This is a genomic window from Mucilaginibacter sp. GW821-FHT07G05, assembly GCF_059418565.1.
Genome location: NZ_JBWKQC010000004.1, coordinates 66,655 through 83,537, shown reverse-complemented (window position 1 = coordinate 83,537; position 16,883 = coordinate 66,655). Strand labels below are relative to the sequence as shown.

Here is a 16,883-nt window from a genome sequence, read left to right as displayed (position 1 = left end):
TTCAAAATTAGCTTTTTAAACAATAACTTTTCAATATTTATTGAATATTTATACTGTTAGTTATCTGTTTTAAAGTAACTTCCGCCATTTTCGACTGATACTGCGCTGCCGAGAACCGCGATTGAGCATCAAGGTAATTCCTTTGCGCTTCGCGTATTTCAAGCGGCGTAATGTTCCCCAACCGGTATTTCTCTAAAGAAAGATCAAGATTATGCTTGGCAAGAGTTACGTTGGTTTGCCCTAACTTAATCAAGTCAAGCCCAGACGAATAACTTATATAAAAGTTACTAACGGTAGCTTCAATGTTTTGTTGTGTTTGCTTGTAGCTCAACTCTGCATTATTTATTTGCAGCTTAGCATTGCGCTCGCGCCGCCATTGGTTAAAGCCATCAAATATGTTGATAGATGCCGTTAGGCCATAATTAAAGCCTTTTGAATTTTGCACCCGCGCAAAGCCTGATGGGTTCTTGCTGTCGCTGATGGTATAGCCCGATGTTACCGAAATTTGCGGGTAACGGGTCGCTTTCACCTGCCTCAAATTGATTTCGGCCAGGCGTTTGTTTATTTGCGATGCCAGCACCGATGGGTTTTTGCTTTGCGCGTCGTTAATAATATCGCCAAGTTTGAGGCTTTCGTCAACGATGATGGTATCGGCCACTACAAAATCTGTTTGCAGGTCGCGCACCAGTAACTGGTTCAGCTGAATTTTGGTGGTTTTGAACTGCTGTATCTGGTTGATGAGGTTAGCGGTATCGATATTGGCATTCACCAGCGCGGTATTTACTTCCAGCTTTGATGCCCGGCCTACGCTGTATTTATCATTAGCGTATTTGGCCTGCGTACGTGATATGGCCAGCACGCCGTTAAGCGCCTTTATCTGGTCGTTTTGGCTGATGAGGCTATAATAGGTATTGATCACATTGGCTACGGTGCTTTGTATGGTATCCTGCAAACCTATCTGCCCCAGTTTTTCCAGTTCTTTCAGCTGATCATAATTGGCAAACATGGCAAAGCCGTCAAATATGGTCCAGTTGAGATTGGCGCCGTAGGTAATGCCTGTATTTTTGGCGTTGGTAATATTGTTGGTAGTACCGTCGGCACGGGTTTGGTTGGTAGTTTGTATACTATTGCTTGATGTAACATCGGCACTTACCACCGGCAAAATACCCGCGTTACCCAGCGTAACATTGTTTTTTGAAATGGTTGAACGGTTTTGCGACAGCTGTATGTTGTAGTTGTTCTTCAAGGCAATTTCAATTGCCTCGCGCAGGGTAAGCCGCTGCGGGTTTTGCGCATGCGCCGTTATGGTAAAAACGCCAAGGCTTAATATCAGGAAAAGTGTCTTTTTCATGTTCATCGTACTACAGCTTTTCAATCAATTTTTGTGTTTTTACAGGTTCGTTATCTTCCGGCAATTCAGCATCGGGGTCGCGGCGTGTTTTTGAGGCGAATACGAGGTACATGGTAGGGATCACATACAGGGTAAGCACCAGCGAGAAGATCATCCCGCCCATAATTACAATACCCAACGATACCCGGCTTTTGGCACCTGCACCCAGCGCGAACGCTATTGGCACCGCGCCCAGCACCACGGCCAAACTGGTCATTAATATAGGGCGAAGGCGTGCTGTAGCCGCCTCAACCACTGCCTCGTATTTCGACAGGCCATGCTCCATGCGCTGATTGGCAAACTCTACGATAAGGATACCATTTTTGGTAACCAAACCAACGAGGGTGATAATACCTATCTGCCCGAAAATATTGAGGGTTTGGTTAAATAACCATAACGACAGGAACGCCCCGGCAATAGCCAGCGGAACGGTAAGCATTACAATGAACGGATCAACAAAGCTTTCGAACTGCGCGGCCAGTACCAGATAGATAAGCACCAGCGCGAACGCGAACGCAAACACGAGGTTAGACGCACTCTCTGCCGCGTCGCGGGATGAACCGCTTAGGGCTGTGCTGAATGTAGGATCGAGCAGTTGCTTGGCAATGCGGTTCATTTCGGCAATACCATCGCCTACGGTATTCCCCGGCGCAAGTCCGGCTTGTATGGTGGCCGATTTATAGCGGTTAAAGTGATATATAGATGGTGGTGTAGCGCCTTCATCCACCTTTACCACGTTATCCAGCTGTACCAGGTTGCCACGTGTACCACGTACATATACCGATTTAAGGTCGAGCGGTTGATCGCGGTTGGCACGGTCAACCTGTGCTATTACCTGGTATTGCTTGCCGTTCATCAAAAAGTAATCTAAACGGCCCGCGCTGTAGTAAAGCTGCAAAGTTTGGGCTATGTCGGCAACCGATACGCCCAGGTCACGGGCACGGTCGCGATCGGTAATTACCCGTATTTCGGGCTTGGTAAATTTAAGGTTCACATCCGTTCCCTGGAAAACGGGGCTTTTATTTACCTCTGCGAAAAAGTCGGGCAGTACCTTACGGATCTTTTCAAAATCTTGGTTTTGTATAACGAACTGTACCGGCAAAGAGGTACGCGCGCCGCTACCGCCACCGCTAATGGTTTGTTCCTGCACCACAATGGCACGGGCATCGGGCATGCGGCTTAGTTTTTTGTTGAGCCAGTCGGCAATTTCCTGCTGACTGCGAACACGCTTATCGGGCGCTACCAAACCAATACGGCCAAAACCGTTATTGGTTGAACCGCCACCGCCGCCACCGCCCGATACTACTTCGATGTTTACATTAGCTTCGGGAATGGAATCGTCAACCAGGGTGGCCACCTTATCCATATATTTGGTCATGTACTCATAAGTAGCACCTTCTGATCCGGTTACGCTGTAACGCAGTAAGCTTTTATCATCAAGGGGAGCCAACTCTGACGGCAATACGTTTACCAGTACACCTATAATGATCAGTGATGCGCCCAGTATCACAAATGAAACCCACTTACGCTTCATGAATTTGATGAGCGTATCGGTATAAGAATTAGTCATGTTTACGAAGAACGGTTCGGTATCTTCATAAAACTTCGATTTCTTTTGGTTTTTGCGGATCAGCTTTACGTTAAGCATTGGCGTTAACGACAGGGATACGAATGCCGATATCAACACCGCCCCCGAAACCACCACCGCGAACTCGCGGAACAAGCGGCCGGTGAAACCCTGTAAAAACATAATGGGTAAAAACACCGCCGCCAGTGTTACCGAGGTAGATACCACCGCGAAGAAGATCTCGGCCGAACCTTCAAAAGCGGCCTTGCGGATGTCCATCCCTTCTTCTACCTTTTTATAGATATTTTCGGTTACTACTATACCGTCATCCACCACCAAACCGGTGGCCAGTACTATACCCAATAGGGTAAGGATGTTGATGGAATAGCCGAAAATATACATCAAAAAGAAAGCCCCGATAAGCGAAACCGGGATATCTATCAGCGGGCGGAAAGCGATCAGCCAATCGCGGAAGAAGAGGTAAATGATAATTACCACCAGCACAAAAGAGATGAGCAAGGTTTCTTCAACCTCGGTGATAGATTGGTTGATGAATTTGGTATTATCTAAAGCTACTTTTACCTGTATATCTTTTGGCAGATCTTTCTTGATCTGATCTAACCGGATGTAAAAATCTTTGGCTATCTGCACGTAGTTGGCACCCGGCTGCGGCACTATGGCCAAACCAACTTCGGGTACGCCTGATTCTTTTAATGATGTTTCCTCATTGGCCGAACCCAATACGGCGTAACCAATATCGCGCAGGCGGATCACCCTGTTGCTATCCGCGCGGATGATCATGTCGTTAAAATCTTTTTCGGTGGTGAGCTTACCCAATGCACGTATGGTTACCTCGGTGCTGTTACCCTGTATCTTACCAGCGGGCAGCTCCACGTTTTCCTGCGCTAAGGCCGCGCTGATATCGCTGGCCGCTAAGTTTAATGCAGAAAGTTTGTTTGGGTCAATCCACAGGCGCATAGCGTATTGCCGCTGCCCTTGTATATTGATCTGGCTTACACCCGGGATGGTTTGCAGGCCCTCCTGTAACACGTTCTCGGCGTAGTCGTTAATCTGGGTGATGTTACGGGTAGTACTGCTTACCGTAAGGGTAATAATGTTATCGGCGTTGGCATCGGCCTTGGTTACTACCGGCGGGGCGTTAATATCCTGCGGCAGCTGGCGCTGGGCCTGCGATACCTTATCGCGCACATCGTTAGCGGCGGTTTCCAGATCGGCATCCAAATTAAACTCAACCGTAATGTTACTGCTCCCTACCGAACTGGTTGACGATATATTACGGATACCCGGCACACCGTTGATCGCTTTTTCGAGCGGCTCGGTAATTTGCGATTCAATAACATCAGAGTTGGCGCCCGAGTAAGAGGTACTCACGGTGATAATAGGCGGATCTACCGAAGGAAAATCGCGGATACCAAGGTACTTGTAGCCTATAACGCCAAATACTACTATGGTTACCGATAGTACCGTGGCCAGTACCGGCCGTTTTATACTGACTGAGGATAAGCTCATTATTTGATAACTTTTAAAATGTTTACCTGAGCTTTTGGTCTTAACTGTATAATGCCTGATACAATAACGCTGTCGCCCTGTTGCAGGCCGTCGACAATCTCAATTTGGGTATCGGTACGTATCCCTGTTTTAACGGGCCGCTCGGTAGCCAGGCCATTTTTGGCGATGTATACCTTGCTGCTTTTTAAATCGGGGATAACGCTTTGCGTTGGCACCATAATGGTTTTCGGGATCTGGTCTAACGAGAAATTGATCTTGGCGAAACTGCCCGCGGTTAATAAACCTTCGGCGTTTGGCGCTTTTGCCCTTACGTTGATGGTACGCGAGTTTTGATCTATAGACGGATCGACCGCGTAAATTGTGGCGTTGAATTTCTTTTGTGAGCTCTCTACCGTAAAGCCAATTTTACCGCCCGGTTTTACCAGCGACAGGTATTTCTCCGGCACCGAGAAGGTTACCTTAGCCGGATCGATATTCACCAGCAGCGCAATAGGCGTTGATGGCGATAAATACCCACCCGGACTAACATTACGCAAACCGATAACGCCCGAAAATGGCGCACGGATCTCGGTACGGGCTATTTGTGCTTTTACGGCTTCGCTTTGCGCCTTTAACGAGTTTAATGAGGCCAGCGAGGTATCATACTCCTGCTTGCTTACCGCCTCTTTCTCCAGTAATACGCGGTTACGGTATTCGTTCTCCTTGGCCAGGGCTACCTGGTAATCGTTTTGTGCTAAAGAAGCTTTAAGATCCTGATTGTAAATTTTAACCAGTAACTGGCCTTTCTTTACCCGGCTGCCCTCATCAAAATAAATATTGGTGATACTGCCCGATGCCTGGCTTACCAGGTTCACCTGCTCGTTAGCGCTGATGGTGCCGGTTATATCAATGGCATTGTTTACAGTGGTATCGCGCACAATCAATACGCTTACTGGTACCGGCCCGCCGCGTTTGCCGCCTTTACCCTTATCGCCGGGAGCTATCCGGTCGTCTTTGCCGCTAAAAAATTTGTTATACACCAAAAACCCAACAAGCAGGGCCAGTACAATGTATATGATATACCTGGTTCTCATAAATAATTATAGTAAACGAAATTTTGATGGCAATTTAAGTTGGTGGCTGAGTGATTAATTTGCGCTTTTTCAGTCTGCAAAATAATCGCTTATAGTTTACAAAAGTTTTTATGTATCAACCATTTTACATCTTATTTGTGTTACATAAAAGTTTAGCCGAATTGTAAAAATTTATAAATTGCCGGATGAAAAAATTTCGACTGACAACATTTATTTTTTTAATAGCTTTTTCTATGGGGAGTATTGCCGGCCAGGCCAAAGGCGCACAAATTTCATATAAAGTTACTTTTCCTGAAGCACAGGCACATTATGCCGATATTGAGATGAAAATAAGCGGCTTAAACCAAAAAGCCACCAATCTTAAAATGCCCGTGTGGACTCCCGGCTCATACCTTATCCGCGAGTTTGCCAAGAGTATAGAAGGCTTTAGCGCGTCATACAAAGGCGATGCCCTATCTGCCGTAAAGATCAATAAGAATACCTGGCACATTGGTACCGCAGGTGTTAGCGAGCTTACCGTTAAGTATCGGGTTTACGCTTTTGAAATATCAGTACGTACCAGCGTGATAGATGCATCACATGGTTTCCTGTCAACTTCGGGCATTTTCCTATATCCTGAAGGCATGCTGAACCAGCCATCAACCATCAATATTGTACCGTACAAAAACTGGGATAAGGTATCAACCAGTTTAGAGCAGGTAGGCAATGATCCGTTCACGGTGAAAGCGCCTAATTACGATATCCTGTTCGATTCGCCTATTGAAGTAGGTAACCAGGATGTTTTCGGCTTCGACGTGGCCGGCGTTAAGTACGAGGTATGTATGTATGGCGGTGGTAACTATGATAAAGAACGCCTTAAAACCGACCTCACCAAGATCATTGAGCAGCAAACCGCAGTATTCGGCGAAAATCCTAACAAGCGTTATGTATTTATTGTGCATAACTACCAGCGCGGCGGCGGTGGTTTAGAGCACTTAAGCTCAACAGTATTGGGCGCTTCGCGCGATGCTTATGGTACCGAGCGCGGTTACGAAGGATTTTTAGGACTGGCATCACACGAGCACTTTCACCTATGGAACGTTAAACGCCTGCGCCCGATAGCTTTAGGTCCGTTTGATTACGAAACCGAAAACTATACTACCAACCTGTGGATAGCCGAAGGCTTTACCGCTTATTACCAGGATAACATTGTGCGTCGTACCAACCTTTATTCGGTAGATAACTACCTGGATGATGTGGTTGGGAACTTCAACATGCTGGATAACCAGCCAGGTGCCAAAATACAATCGGCATCAGAATCGAGTTTCGACGCGTGGATCAAATTTTACCGCCCTAACGAAAATTCGGCAAACACTACCATATCTTACTACAACAAAGGCGCGGTAATAGGTACCCTGCTCGATCTGGAAATTATTAACGACAGCGATGGCAAGTACTCTTTAGATGATGTAATGAAATACATGTATACCGAGTATTACAAAAACCGCAAGCGTGGTTATACCGATGCTGAATTTAAACTGGGGCTTGAAAAATTCGCGGGCAAAAAACTGGACGATTTCTATAAGAAATACATTAACGGTGTTGACCAGGTTGACTATGACAAGTTTTTAGGCTATGCAGGCTATAAACTGAATAATGAACTGGCTAATTCAAATACGCCGTCGTTAGGTATATCAAGCAGTAACATAAGCGGAAAGATAATTGTAAGCGCTGTAGCACGCAACAGCGCGGCCTGGGTTGATGGCATTAACGTTACCGATGAAATTGCCGCCATTGACGGCACCCCGGTAACCGACCCAACCGCTATACTGAACGGTAAAAACGTTGGCGATAAAATTAATGTTACCGTAAACCGCGACGGCAAACAATTGGTATTGCCGGTAACCCTGCTGAAAAGCACCCGCGTTAAATACAAAATTGAGGCTATTGCCGATGCCAATGCCAAACAACTGGAAGTGCGTAAAAGATGGCTGCGCCAGTAATTTGTACACATTTGCAGATATAACTCTTAAAAAAACTACACAAAAAGCCGCTTTAGCAATAAGGCGGCTTTCTTTTTATACATACAAAATGTTTCGGCACGATAATGGGATATAGCTTAATATCTATTTATGAAAATCGTTAACTAAAATTAAAAAGCTATGAGATCTCTATTGTATATTATTGCTGTGATCCTGATAATTGGATGGGCAATCGGAGTATTTGCATATTCGGCAGTTGGTTTGATACATGCCTTATTGGTAATCGCTATTATAGCACTGTTACTGGGCGTTATCAGAAGACCAACGGCTATATAAACAGCCGGGTAAAATTTATTGAAAGGGCCGTGTTTTTACATGGCCCTTTTTAGTTGGTATCAGGTGAGCCTGGATAAAAGCAGAATTTATTTAAGATTAGTATCGGGATAAAGACATTACAGCGTAACAAAATAATACCATCTATTGCGTGATAACTCAGAGGTTATATATTTGTTATACCCCTAAACGGCATTGTATATGAAATTTAACAAAAACTGTGTAGCTGGCATAGCCTCTTTATTTATAAGCGTTACCGCGTTGGCACAAGATACCCAGAGCGGCAAGCTATCACCCTACGTTTTTCCTGAATTTGTAACCGGTACCGTGTTGCAAAAGGGAGGGGCATCGCTTGAAGCATCGCTCAACTATAATACTATCACTGAGGAAATGATGTTTGAAAAAGACGGACAAAAGCTGGTGCTTGATCAGGCTGGTATTATCGATACTATTTACCTGAACAAACGAAAGTTCATACCGGCCAGGCAGGTTTATTTTGAAAAACTGACCAATACTCCGGTGGCACTATTTGTAGAATATAAGAACCGTGCTGTAAAGGGTGCGAAAGCCAACGAAAACGGGCAAATAGTAGGTCAGAACCTTAAGAAAAAAGAACAGCCAAAGGTTGATCCCTACGCTTTGCAAATCCCCGAAGGTTATGTGCTTCAACCCGATAATAAATATTGGCTGCAAAAAGGCATGGAATTTATCCCGCTTACTTCCGTAAAAAAGATAGCAGATCAATTTCCGGGTAAAGAGGCGCAAATTGAAACCTTTGCGAAGGATAATAGCATCAGCCTTAATAAAGCCGACGATTTGATAAAACTGATTGAGTTCTGCAACAAATAGGCGGTTCTTCCATATATTCAGGGCTTTTTTATGCTAAAAGAATGTTCACCGTATACCAGGTCTTTATCTGAAAAACCCTGCACAATTACCCTGAATGACCCGGTTACGTCGCTGGCGTAAAAAGAGATAGCGGTTTCTTCTTCGGAGTTGATCGCTACACCATGATTCCAGTAGATGGTTGAAAAGTACTCCGGTTCGGCAGGGCTGTATTGTGCATAGTCTGACCCGTAAAACTCTTTGGCCATATAAATGCCTTTCAAAATTTGCATGTGTTTGTTTTCAACCTCCTTGCATCCGGTGTAAATTATGGTTTCTAATCTGCCCGCGATGACCGTTCTGTATTGTTTGTTCTTTTCGGGTATAGTACCGCCAAAGGGGTGGTTAGGGCAGTTTAAGATACCGAAAGAGCATACATAATCGCCGCAGGTGTTTTTCAATGCGCTATTCAATCCATTCAATGTGCTTGCCCCTCTTATTTCTACACCTTTGAGGTTAATGGCATTTTCAAACCCATTCAGCTTTAATGCTTCGGTACTTTGCTCGGTTGAGCTATAGGCAACGGTAACAAATTTTTGCTGCTGCGATAATTCCCTGTTTACGGGTAGGTATGGGTCGTTTAAAGATATCGCGTAATTCTCCATCGCTTTGCCATTAGTTATCATCATTACCTTATGGTCCTGCTGTACAAACAATTCCCGGGGGGGTAACTCAAATTTTCCGGTGCTGTCAGTAAATACCAAACCGGCAATGCTATCTCGTAATATGGTTAACGATAGTGGCTTTTTTAAGGGCTTGCTGTAGTAGGTAACGGCCCCGGTAAAATTAAGGGTTTTATTAGCCTGCGCGGTATCGGCGGCAGTGGTTTGCAGGAGCTCGTCCCATTTATATTTGCGCCAGCCTTTAACCAGTAAAATATCTTCAAGATAAGCCTTGTCATTATACGCACGGCCTTGCGGGCTGGGTGGTAAGACCTCCAGGTTATGGTTAAAATAAATATAGCTTTCAATATCTGTTTGTTTAGCCTTTTCAATACGGTTTTCCTGCACGCAGGCAATAGAGACAAAGCCGCTGACCGGATTGCCCGAGGTATCCCTTTTAAGCTTAAACTTCAAATTTACCTTTTCGCGGGTATTGTATTGCTGCCGTTCAGATGTGATGCTAACACCCGGCGATGGGCCATAATGGGCGAAGAAGATCCGCTCGGCCAAAGGCCTCTCCAATGAATCAAGCACCGTTATGGTCGATAAACCTTTAGGCAGATCAGTTAACGCTATTTTGAGTAATGTAGGTTTCTTTGATACCCTCTGCACGGTACGGCCAAACACTTCGGTATAATTATGTACAATAACTGAAATACTTTGCATTAGCGCGCTACTCAGCAAAACCCTTACAGAATCGGTACACAGCGCATTAACTACACTAAGCTGTATTTTACCCGGCAATGCCTGTGGCAGGGCATAAACAGAATCGGCTCCCGGGATATTGGTTTTTAATTTTATATAATACTTACTGCCCGTAAGCGGCAATAGTTTAAACCGGCCAATACCATAAGCGCTCGTATTAATGGTTTCAATGGGTTTATCATCCTTGTATATAACAGCGGTTAGCTTCAGCGGTTGCCCTAAAATTGTTTTGGCCTCCCAGCCTATGGTGTTGGTTAAACCCGCCGCCAAATTCCCCCCTTCAGGGTAAAAGCCTATTTTAATCGCGCTCTTAACAACCGGCAAACCCAAACTTATATTCTGACTTTCCTTATCTACCTTAATATTAGCCTGTAACAGGCTACTGGTATCAGCCCCCAGTTTTTCGCGCGGTATGCTGATAATACACTGGCCCATATCATCGGTTTTAACCCGCACCTTTTTCTCATTACCCAGCGTATATGTTAAGCGGGCGTTAGTTATTGGCCTGTCATCTTTATAACGTACATTAACCAGTACCGATAACGGGCCCACAAAGCGGTTTGCAGTATCAAGCACTCGCATAGTGGCATTAAAAGTTTGTTCTGTAGGGGCTTTAATCGTAATGGCCTGCGAAAAAACATCTAACGGTTTACCCTCTTTATTAAGCACATTGGTATAAGCAATAAAGTGATAATTGCCCGGCGCAATACTATCGCTAAGCAAAATGTTGCCAAAAGCGAGCCCGCTTGCCATGGCAAACTTATCCTGCATTATTATTTGATGATTGGCATCGCGTATTAATACTACCGAAAGTGCCTCATGGTTAACACCCTCCTGGTTTGGTGATAACATATAACCCGAAAACCATACCTGCTCATTTTTAGTATACACCGTTTTATCAAAATGAACGAACAATAAAGACGCCGATTTTTTTAACGAATAGTATTCAAAATTCTTTAATAATGCCTCCAGGCTATCGGTGCCGGTGCGTGCGTACAGATTCCCCGAAAAAAGCAATAGCATCAAATTAAAGATGATAATCCGGAAAGCGTTTCTCATAAGGTTGTTTTAACAGGTTTAAATTTATAAAATACTTTTTCGAAAACGCAGTATGCGTCTTACTTAACACCGGTAAGTTACTTGTCACGCGTTTGCCACATTGACGGACATCAGCTAAGTACCTGCAATAAAAGGAATCCATTTTCGGTTAAAGTGCCTGTATGTTTTTAAACGATATTCCGCTGGTTGTTCCTCCCTCTTCATCCTGCCCGGATAACATTAAATTAAAAAATTTAATTAGTGCTGTTGCTCTTTGCCTGTAGCTCCCGTTTTATCAGGTAAACAAACAAGACTAATAAATACACATGAAAAAATTCAAACACTTTTTGAAACCGGCTGCTGCCCTGTTTGCTATTGCTTTAACTGTTACCGCTTGCAGCGATGATAAGAATGATTTGCCTGCACCAAGCGAAGCTGCTTTAACCGTGGTTCACGCGTCACCGGGCAGCCCTGAACTTACTTTAAAAATCAACGGAACCAAAGCGAATGCAAGGGCGCTTACTTTCGGTACTGCATTTCCTTACAGTGCAATTATTGCCAACACTTACGAGTTCAGCATTACTAAAAAAGATTCGAGCCGTGTAATGGTAAAATCAAACCTGGAGTTGAAAGCCAACAAATACTACTCATTATACATTGCTGATGTGCCTACAAAACCGGTATTCGTATTAACCGAAGACAACCTTACCGCTCCTGCTGCTGACAAAGCCAATGTACGTTTTGTAAACTTAAGCCCTGATGCCGGTTCTTTAGATTTAGGTATCAAAGGCGTAGAAACTAACGTGTTCACTAAAACAGCGTTTAAAGAGTCAACCGCGTTTACTGGTGTTACTCCTGGTGCCGAGCTTACTTTCGAGATCAAAGAAAACACCAAAACTGAGGTAATTGCCAAAGTAGAGAAAGTAAAAATTGAAAAAGGTAAGATCTACACTATTTGGGCAAAAGGCCTTAAAGCCGCTACCGACAGCACTAAACTGGCTGTAAAAGTAATTACAAACAAATAAGCAAATACCCCTTTTAGTACCCCGCCACCCTTAAATAAATTAAGGGTGGCTTTTGATCTTTAAATGAAATCCGCAGCGCTGTTGTTCAAGTTTAAAAGCCAGGCCAAGGTGAAGCCCATAAAAAAGCTTGACGATATTCTTATTGGATGTTTGAGCGATGATGAGCAATGCCGCGAGTGGGTATATAAATCATTTTACGGCTACCTGATGGGGGTGGTGATCAGGTATAATAATGATGTGAGCCAGGCCGAAGAACTGGTGAACGATAGTTTTATAAAGATCTTTAAAAATATAAGGATGTTCATTCATCCCGAAGACCCCGAAAACCTGCTGAAGGCTTTTAAGGGTTGGATAGCAAGAATAGGCTCGCGAACGGCGATAGATTTTTTACGGATAGCCAAAAACAACCAGGCTACCGACGAGCTGACCGAGATGCATACCCTTACCGACCACGTTACCGTGGTTGATAAAATGAACGCGCAGGATATACTCAAACTATTGAATAACCTGCCGCAAATACAAAGAGTAATATTTAACATGTACGAAATTGAAGGATTTAAACATGAGGAGATCGCTACCGAACTTAACATACCGGTAAAGAACAGCCGCGTTTACCTGGCCCGTGCCAAAGAGCGTTTGCGCGCGCTTTATCAGCAAACACTTAACAGATCAGGAGCATGAAAGACGAATTGATAGAACATATAAAAGCCGAACTGAGTGATCTGGATTTTGATTACAGGCCCGGCGCATGGGAAGAGTTTCAGGAACGCAAAAACAAGCGCAACAAAATAATACTGTGGAGAAGGGTATTAAGCGCGGCTGCTATATTAGCAATAGCCTTTTTACTGCTGCCCGATAAAATAGCCAAACAAGATGATAAGAACAATGCTCAGGTAGCTGCTGTAATACAAAAAACAAACAAGCAGCCTTCACAAGTTATTGTTCCCCAGGCAACAAAGGTGGAGCCTCAGCAAACAATCAAACGCGCCGAACCCCCGGTAGTTACCAGGCCTCAGTTTGTTCGCCATACAAATCCTGTGGTTAAAGCGCAGGTAATTAACATTGAAGATAACGCAAGCGTTACGCCATCAACGGCAGATACGCAACAATATATAGCTACGGTACCGGTGGCTGCAAATAGCGGCAGCAACACCCCATCGGTAGTGAAAACACCTGCCCGTAAAAAAATGAGCATGGAAGAATACCTGGAGAAAGAAGCTCAGTTAACCCGTAAGCAACAACCTGTAACAGCAGGAGAAAAGAAATGGAGCTTCGGGCTGATGGTTGGCCAGGCATTAGATACCCGTTCAAAAGCAAACTTAAATTTAGGTACGCAGGTATCATATGCCATCAACAATAAACTGGCCATTAGTACAGGTATCAACTACAATGAACTTGGCGGTGCCAAAAAGATATCACCGGCGGCAGGCATAATGGATAAAAATGCGAGAATGCTTGACGGCGCCGAAGCCAGCATGGCCGGTATCGATATTCCGCTTGAGCTGCAATACAAGGTGAATAAAAAGATCTACGCGCGGGTTGGGGTATCGGCATACTCTATATTATCGCAGCAGCAATCGTTAAAATACAGTCAGCAACTGTCGGTGCTTAATACTTACTTCGACGCAGCCGGACAACAACGCGTTGAAACCGTTAGCCGTACCGAGGTATCAACCGAGTCGGTGCCCGATGAAAAGTTGAAGCAAAACAAATATGTAGGCCTTTACAATCTGTCGGTAGGTTTTCAGCAGAAGATCAATAACCGCAATACCTTATCGTTTGAGCCTTATGTTAAAGTGCCCGTAAGCGGTTACTCCGAGCAAAAGCTCAACCTGGTACAAGGCGGGTTACGCATTAAGGTTGATTTTTAGATAAACGCTACTTTATTAACCTTTACATTTTGTATAAATAGTGAGTGATATTTGTGCGCATGAGTTATCTGCCAATAATTTGTTAGCTTGCATTAAAATCACCTATTCTATATGAAAAAGCAACTCATTTTAGTTTCCCTATTATTTTTTGCAATTAACATGACCGGTTTTGGCCAGGCAAAAAAAGGGCAATCAATTGGAAAACGATCTGCCGAAGGCATAATGCAATATGTTGGTGAAAAAGCACAGAAGGAGAATAAAAAAGTATTAGTTATTTTTCATGCCTCATGGTGCGGCTGGTGTAAAAAAATGGAAGCTTCAATTAATGATCCGGCGATAAAAAAGATGTTCGATGATAATTATGTGATTGCATATATTGATGTGATGGAACAGCCTGATAAAAAAGACCTGGAAACCCCGAACTCACTGGCATTAATGACTAAATATAAAGGAGAAAAATCAGGACTTCCGTTTTGGTTCATTGCCGATGACAAAGGCAATAAGCTGGCTGATAGTCAAATCAGGCCAAGTGGTGCCGCCTTAGATACTTATGGTGAAAATATTGGTTGCCCGGCAGAAGAAAGCGAAGTGGCCCGTTTTTTAGAAATACTAAAAGCAACCTCAAGCCTGAATGCTGAACAACTTGCCATAATAGGTAAGCGTTTCGCGCTAAATAAGCCCACTCCTGTGCCTGCTAAAGGTTCGAATTAATAGCTCTTAAGACTTTGATAAGCTGATCAGTTTGGCGTTTATAACATCTTTGGGCGCGGCTCCTATTTGCCTGTAAATCTCCACCCCGTTTTTAAAGAATAACAAAGCGGGTACGCTGCTAATACCAAACTGCTTTGAAATGCCGGGACTGGCATCCACATTCACCCGGCCTATCAGTATATTCTCTTTTACTTCGTTGGCCAGATCATTCAGTACCGGGCCAATCATCTTGCTCGAATTGCACCAGCCGGCGCAAAAGCTAATTAACGCTAATTTTCCGGAACCGGTTAACGAGGTGAAGTTTTCGTCGGTTATTTCTGTTAATGCCATTGTTAACGCATTTACTGTTGTGAGGCATGGGAACGGATTCGAACCGTTGTAAAAGGTTTTGCAGACCTCTGCCTGAGCCGCTCGGCCACCCTGCCATTTAAATTAAGCCGGCAGCCTTTGCAGGCATACCGGCACTATTGAGGTCAGTTAATAGTTTCTGATTTTTTTCAAAGAAAGAAGTAACCCGGCTGCAAGCCGGATTAACTTCTGGTTGCACAAAGAACCACCACTTGTGCAATATGATACTACCACCATTTATTAAATGGTGAGGTTGGGAACGGATTCGAACCGTCGTGCAAGGTTTTGCAGACCTCTGCCTAACCCCTCGGCCACCCGACCTTTTGTTTACAATTACCTGCTGCCTGTTTTGGCCGCGGTATTTGTGTTGGTATTATACAGTTGTTGTAGTTTCTCGTTTAATTTATCGCCGGTAAGGTTTTTGGCTATGATCTTACCATCAGGATCGAGCAAAAAGTTTTGCGGTATGGCCCTTACACCGTACAGTTCGGCCACTTCATTCTTCCAGTATTTAAGGTCTGAAACCTGTGTCCAGTTCAACTGATCGTCTTCCACCGCTTTCAGCCATGCTTCGCGTTTGCTATCCAACGATACGCCCAGTATAGTGAAGTTTTTATCCTTAAATTGGTTGTAGGCTTTTACCACGTTGGGGTTTTCGCGACGGCAAGGGCCGCACCACGATGCCCAAAAATCAACCAATACATATTTGCCTTTAAATGATGCCAGGGTTACGGCATTGCCATCTTTATCGTTTTGTGTAAACGCCGGGGCCTGTACACCTATCGCCGTTTGTTTCCAGCCTTGCAGCCATTTATTGTATTGTTCGCCTGCTTTAGATTTTTTTACTGTTGCCGATAAAGCGCTATACAATGGCTCAACTTCTGATGCTTCAGGAAAATAGCCACCCAGTGTTTTCAAGGCATCGAGGCTGATAAGCGAGTTAGGGTGACTTTTAATAAATGGCACCAGTACGCTTTTTTGTTGGGCTTCTATCTCTTCGGTACGTTTATCAAAGGCGGTTTCTGCTTCGGCAGTCTGCTGTTCTTTAGGCAATCCGTAAAAAGCGGTGGCTTCGGCCTTTAACTTGTCGCTGTAAGGTTTTAATACTTTTGCCAGTTGCTGGTTGTCCTTGTTTAGCGTTCCGCCGATAATTGTTGCTTTGGCTGCCGAATCGCTACTGCTGATCTTTATATTCCCGTTTTCGAGGTATACCGGTAAGTAGTCGGCTTTTTTCAGCTGCCTTAAACTTTCGCCCTCATGGGCGATGATCAGGTTGGCTTTAACGGCTTCCGGCAAAGTGCCCTTAAAGCTGAATGCGCCTTGTTGTATAATGGCCGAATCGGTTACGTTACCGGCATCGTTGCGGTAGCTTAAAAATGCTTTTGCCGGCGCGTTTAGTTTGCCGATGCTGCCGTTAATGTTATAAGTTATGTTTTGTGCCATTAATGCTGCAGGTGATAGCAAGAGGGCTGTAATGATGCTTCTTTTCATAAAAAACTGTGTGAATAAAACGATGTGGATGCGTAAGCATACCGGGAATGGTATGCGAAGGGTTAATTACCAACCGGTTTCAGCAACAACAATAATGAGCGGCGTTGTTAAACATAAATGAGGCGTAATTTGCAAACCTGGTTTTCATATCGTAGCTTTCTGCTGTAAAAGCGTTGTTCTTCATAATCACAATGCAAATGTATATAAATTCTATAGATATAGTATACATTTGCATCGTTCATTTTGTTTCTTCCTGATAATCTGCTTATTATTTTTTCATTTAACGAAAATAC

The 16,883-nt window shown here is 44.2% G+C and carries 13 protein-coding genes and 2 tRNA genes; 7 read left to right on the top strand and 8 right to left on the bottom strand.

Annotated elements, in window-relative coordinates:
- Nucleotides 1–37: 37 nt before the first annotated feature.
- Genes AC07NA_RS11640 through AC07NA_RS11630 form a run of 3 tightly spaced genes read right to left on the bottom strand, consistent with a single transcriptional unit; the run spans nt 38 to nt 5,560 of the window.
- Entirely contained in the window at nt 38–1,351 is a 1,314-nt protein-coding gene (locus AC07NA_RS11640) for a TolC family protein (protein ID WP_494897737.1), read from the bottom strand.
- A 10-nt stretch (nt 1,352–1,361) separates the two neighbouring features.
- A complete protein-coding gene (locus AC07NA_RS11635) occupies nt 1,362–4,487 on the bottom strand; it encodes an efflux RND transporter permease subunit (protein ID WP_494897736.1) in 3,126 nt (1,041 codons plus the stop codon).
- Nucleotides 4,487–5,560 carry an efflux RND transporter periplasmic adaptor subunit gene (locus AC07NA_RS11630; protein ID WP_494897735.1) on the bottom strand — a complete coding sequence of 358 codons (1,074 nt, stop codon included), beginning with the start codon at nt 5,558–5,560 and terminating at the stop codon, nt 4,487–4,489. Before AC07NA_RS11630 ends, AC07NA_RS11635 begins: the two co-directional genes overlap by 1 nt.
- 185 nt (nt 5,561–5,745) lie before the next feature.
- On the opposite strand from AC07NA_RS11630, the gene AC07NA_RS11625 reads away from it, so the two are divergent.
- The 3 genes from AC07NA_RS11625 (at nt 5,746) to AC07NA_RS11615 (ending at nt 8,703) form a co-directional block, all read left to right on the top strand.
- Complete coding sequence (locus AC07NA_RS11625; RefSeq protein ID WP_494897734.1) at nt 5,746–7,542, top strand: M61 family metallopeptidase; 1,797 nt, start codon at nt 5,746–5,748, stop codon at nt 7,540–7,542.
- A gap of 159 nt (nt 7,543–7,701) precedes the next feature.
- Nucleotides 7,702–7,857, top strand: coding sequence for a lmo0937 family membrane protein (locus AC07NA_RS11620; protein WP_345213484.1), 156 nt, complete (start codon nt 7,702–7,704; stop codon nt 7,855–7,857).
- A 198-nt stretch (nt 7,858–8,055) separates the two neighbouring features.
- Nucleotides 8,056–8,703 (top strand): hypothetical protein, encoded by a 648-nt coding sequence (locus tag AC07NA_RS11615; protein WP_494897733.1) that lies wholly within the window; start codon nt 8,056–8,058, stop codon nt 8,701–8,703.
- A 17-nt stretch (nt 8,704–8,720) separates the two neighbouring features.
- On the opposite strand, the gene AC07NA_RS11610 is transcribed toward AC07NA_RS11615, so the two are convergent.
- Nucleotides 8,721–11,165 (bottom strand): hypothetical protein, encoded by a 2,445-nt coding sequence (locus AC07NA_RS11610; protein WP_494897732.1) that lies wholly within the window; start codon nt 11,163–11,165, stop codon nt 8,721–8,723.
- A 305-nt stretch (nt 11,166–11,470) separates the two neighbouring features.
- On the opposite strand from AC07NA_RS11610, the gene AC07NA_RS11605 reads away from it, so the two are divergent.
- From AC07NA_RS11605 to AC07NA_RS11590, 4 genes are all read left to right on the top strand, one after another.
- Nucleotides 11,471–12,169: a DUF4397 domain-containing protein gene (locus AC07NA_RS11605; protein ID WP_494897730.1), complete on the top strand. Its 699-nt coding sequence runs from the start codon at nt 11,471–11,473 to the stop codon at nt 12,167–12,169.
- A gap of 63 nt (nt 12,170–12,232) precedes the next feature.
- Entirely contained in the window at nt 12,233–12,850 is a 618-nt protein-coding gene (locus AC07NA_RS11600) for an RNA polymerase sigma factor (protein ID WP_494897729.1), read from the top strand.
- Nucleotides 12,847–14,040 (top strand): outer membrane beta-barrel protein, encoded by a 1,194-nt coding sequence (locus AC07NA_RS11595; RefSeq protein WP_494897728.1) that lies wholly within the window; start codon nt 12,847–12,849, stop codon nt 14,038–14,040. Before AC07NA_RS11600 ends, AC07NA_RS11595 begins: the two co-directional genes overlap by 4 nt.
- A gap of 111 nt (nt 14,041–14,151) precedes the next feature.
- The gene (locus AC07NA_RS11590) at nt 14,152–14,751 is read left to right on the top strand and encodes a thioredoxin family protein (protein ID WP_494897727.1); all 600 of its coding nucleotides are present in this window, start codon (nt 14,152–14,154) and stop codon (nt 14,749–14,751) included.
- 6 nt (nt 14,752–14,757) lie between these two features.
- Here AC07NA_RS11590 and AC07NA_RS11585 read toward each other — a convergent pair whose 3' ends face one another.
- From AC07NA_RS11585 to AC07NA_RS11570, 4 genes are all read right to left on the bottom strand, one after another.
- Nucleotides 14,758–15,081, bottom strand: coding sequence for a thioredoxin family protein (locus tag AC07NA_RS11585; protein WP_494897726.1), 324 nt, complete (start codon nt 15,079–15,081; stop codon nt 14,758–14,760).
- 22 nt (nt 15,082–15,103) lie between these two features.
- Nucleotides 15,104–15,176 (bottom strand) — tRNA-Cys (locus AC07NA_RS11580).
- A gap of 172 nt (nt 15,177–15,348) precedes the next feature.
- A tRNA-Cys gene (locus AC07NA_RS11575) sits at nt 15,349–15,421 on the bottom strand.
- A gap of 11 nt (nt 15,422–15,432) precedes the next feature.
- Nucleotides 15,433–16,542, bottom strand: coding sequence for a redoxin domain-containing protein (locus AC07NA_RS11570; RefSeq protein WP_494897725.1), 1,110 nt, complete (start codon nt 16,540–16,542; stop codon nt 15,433–15,435).
- Nucleotides 16,543–16,883: the final 341 nt, after the last annotated feature.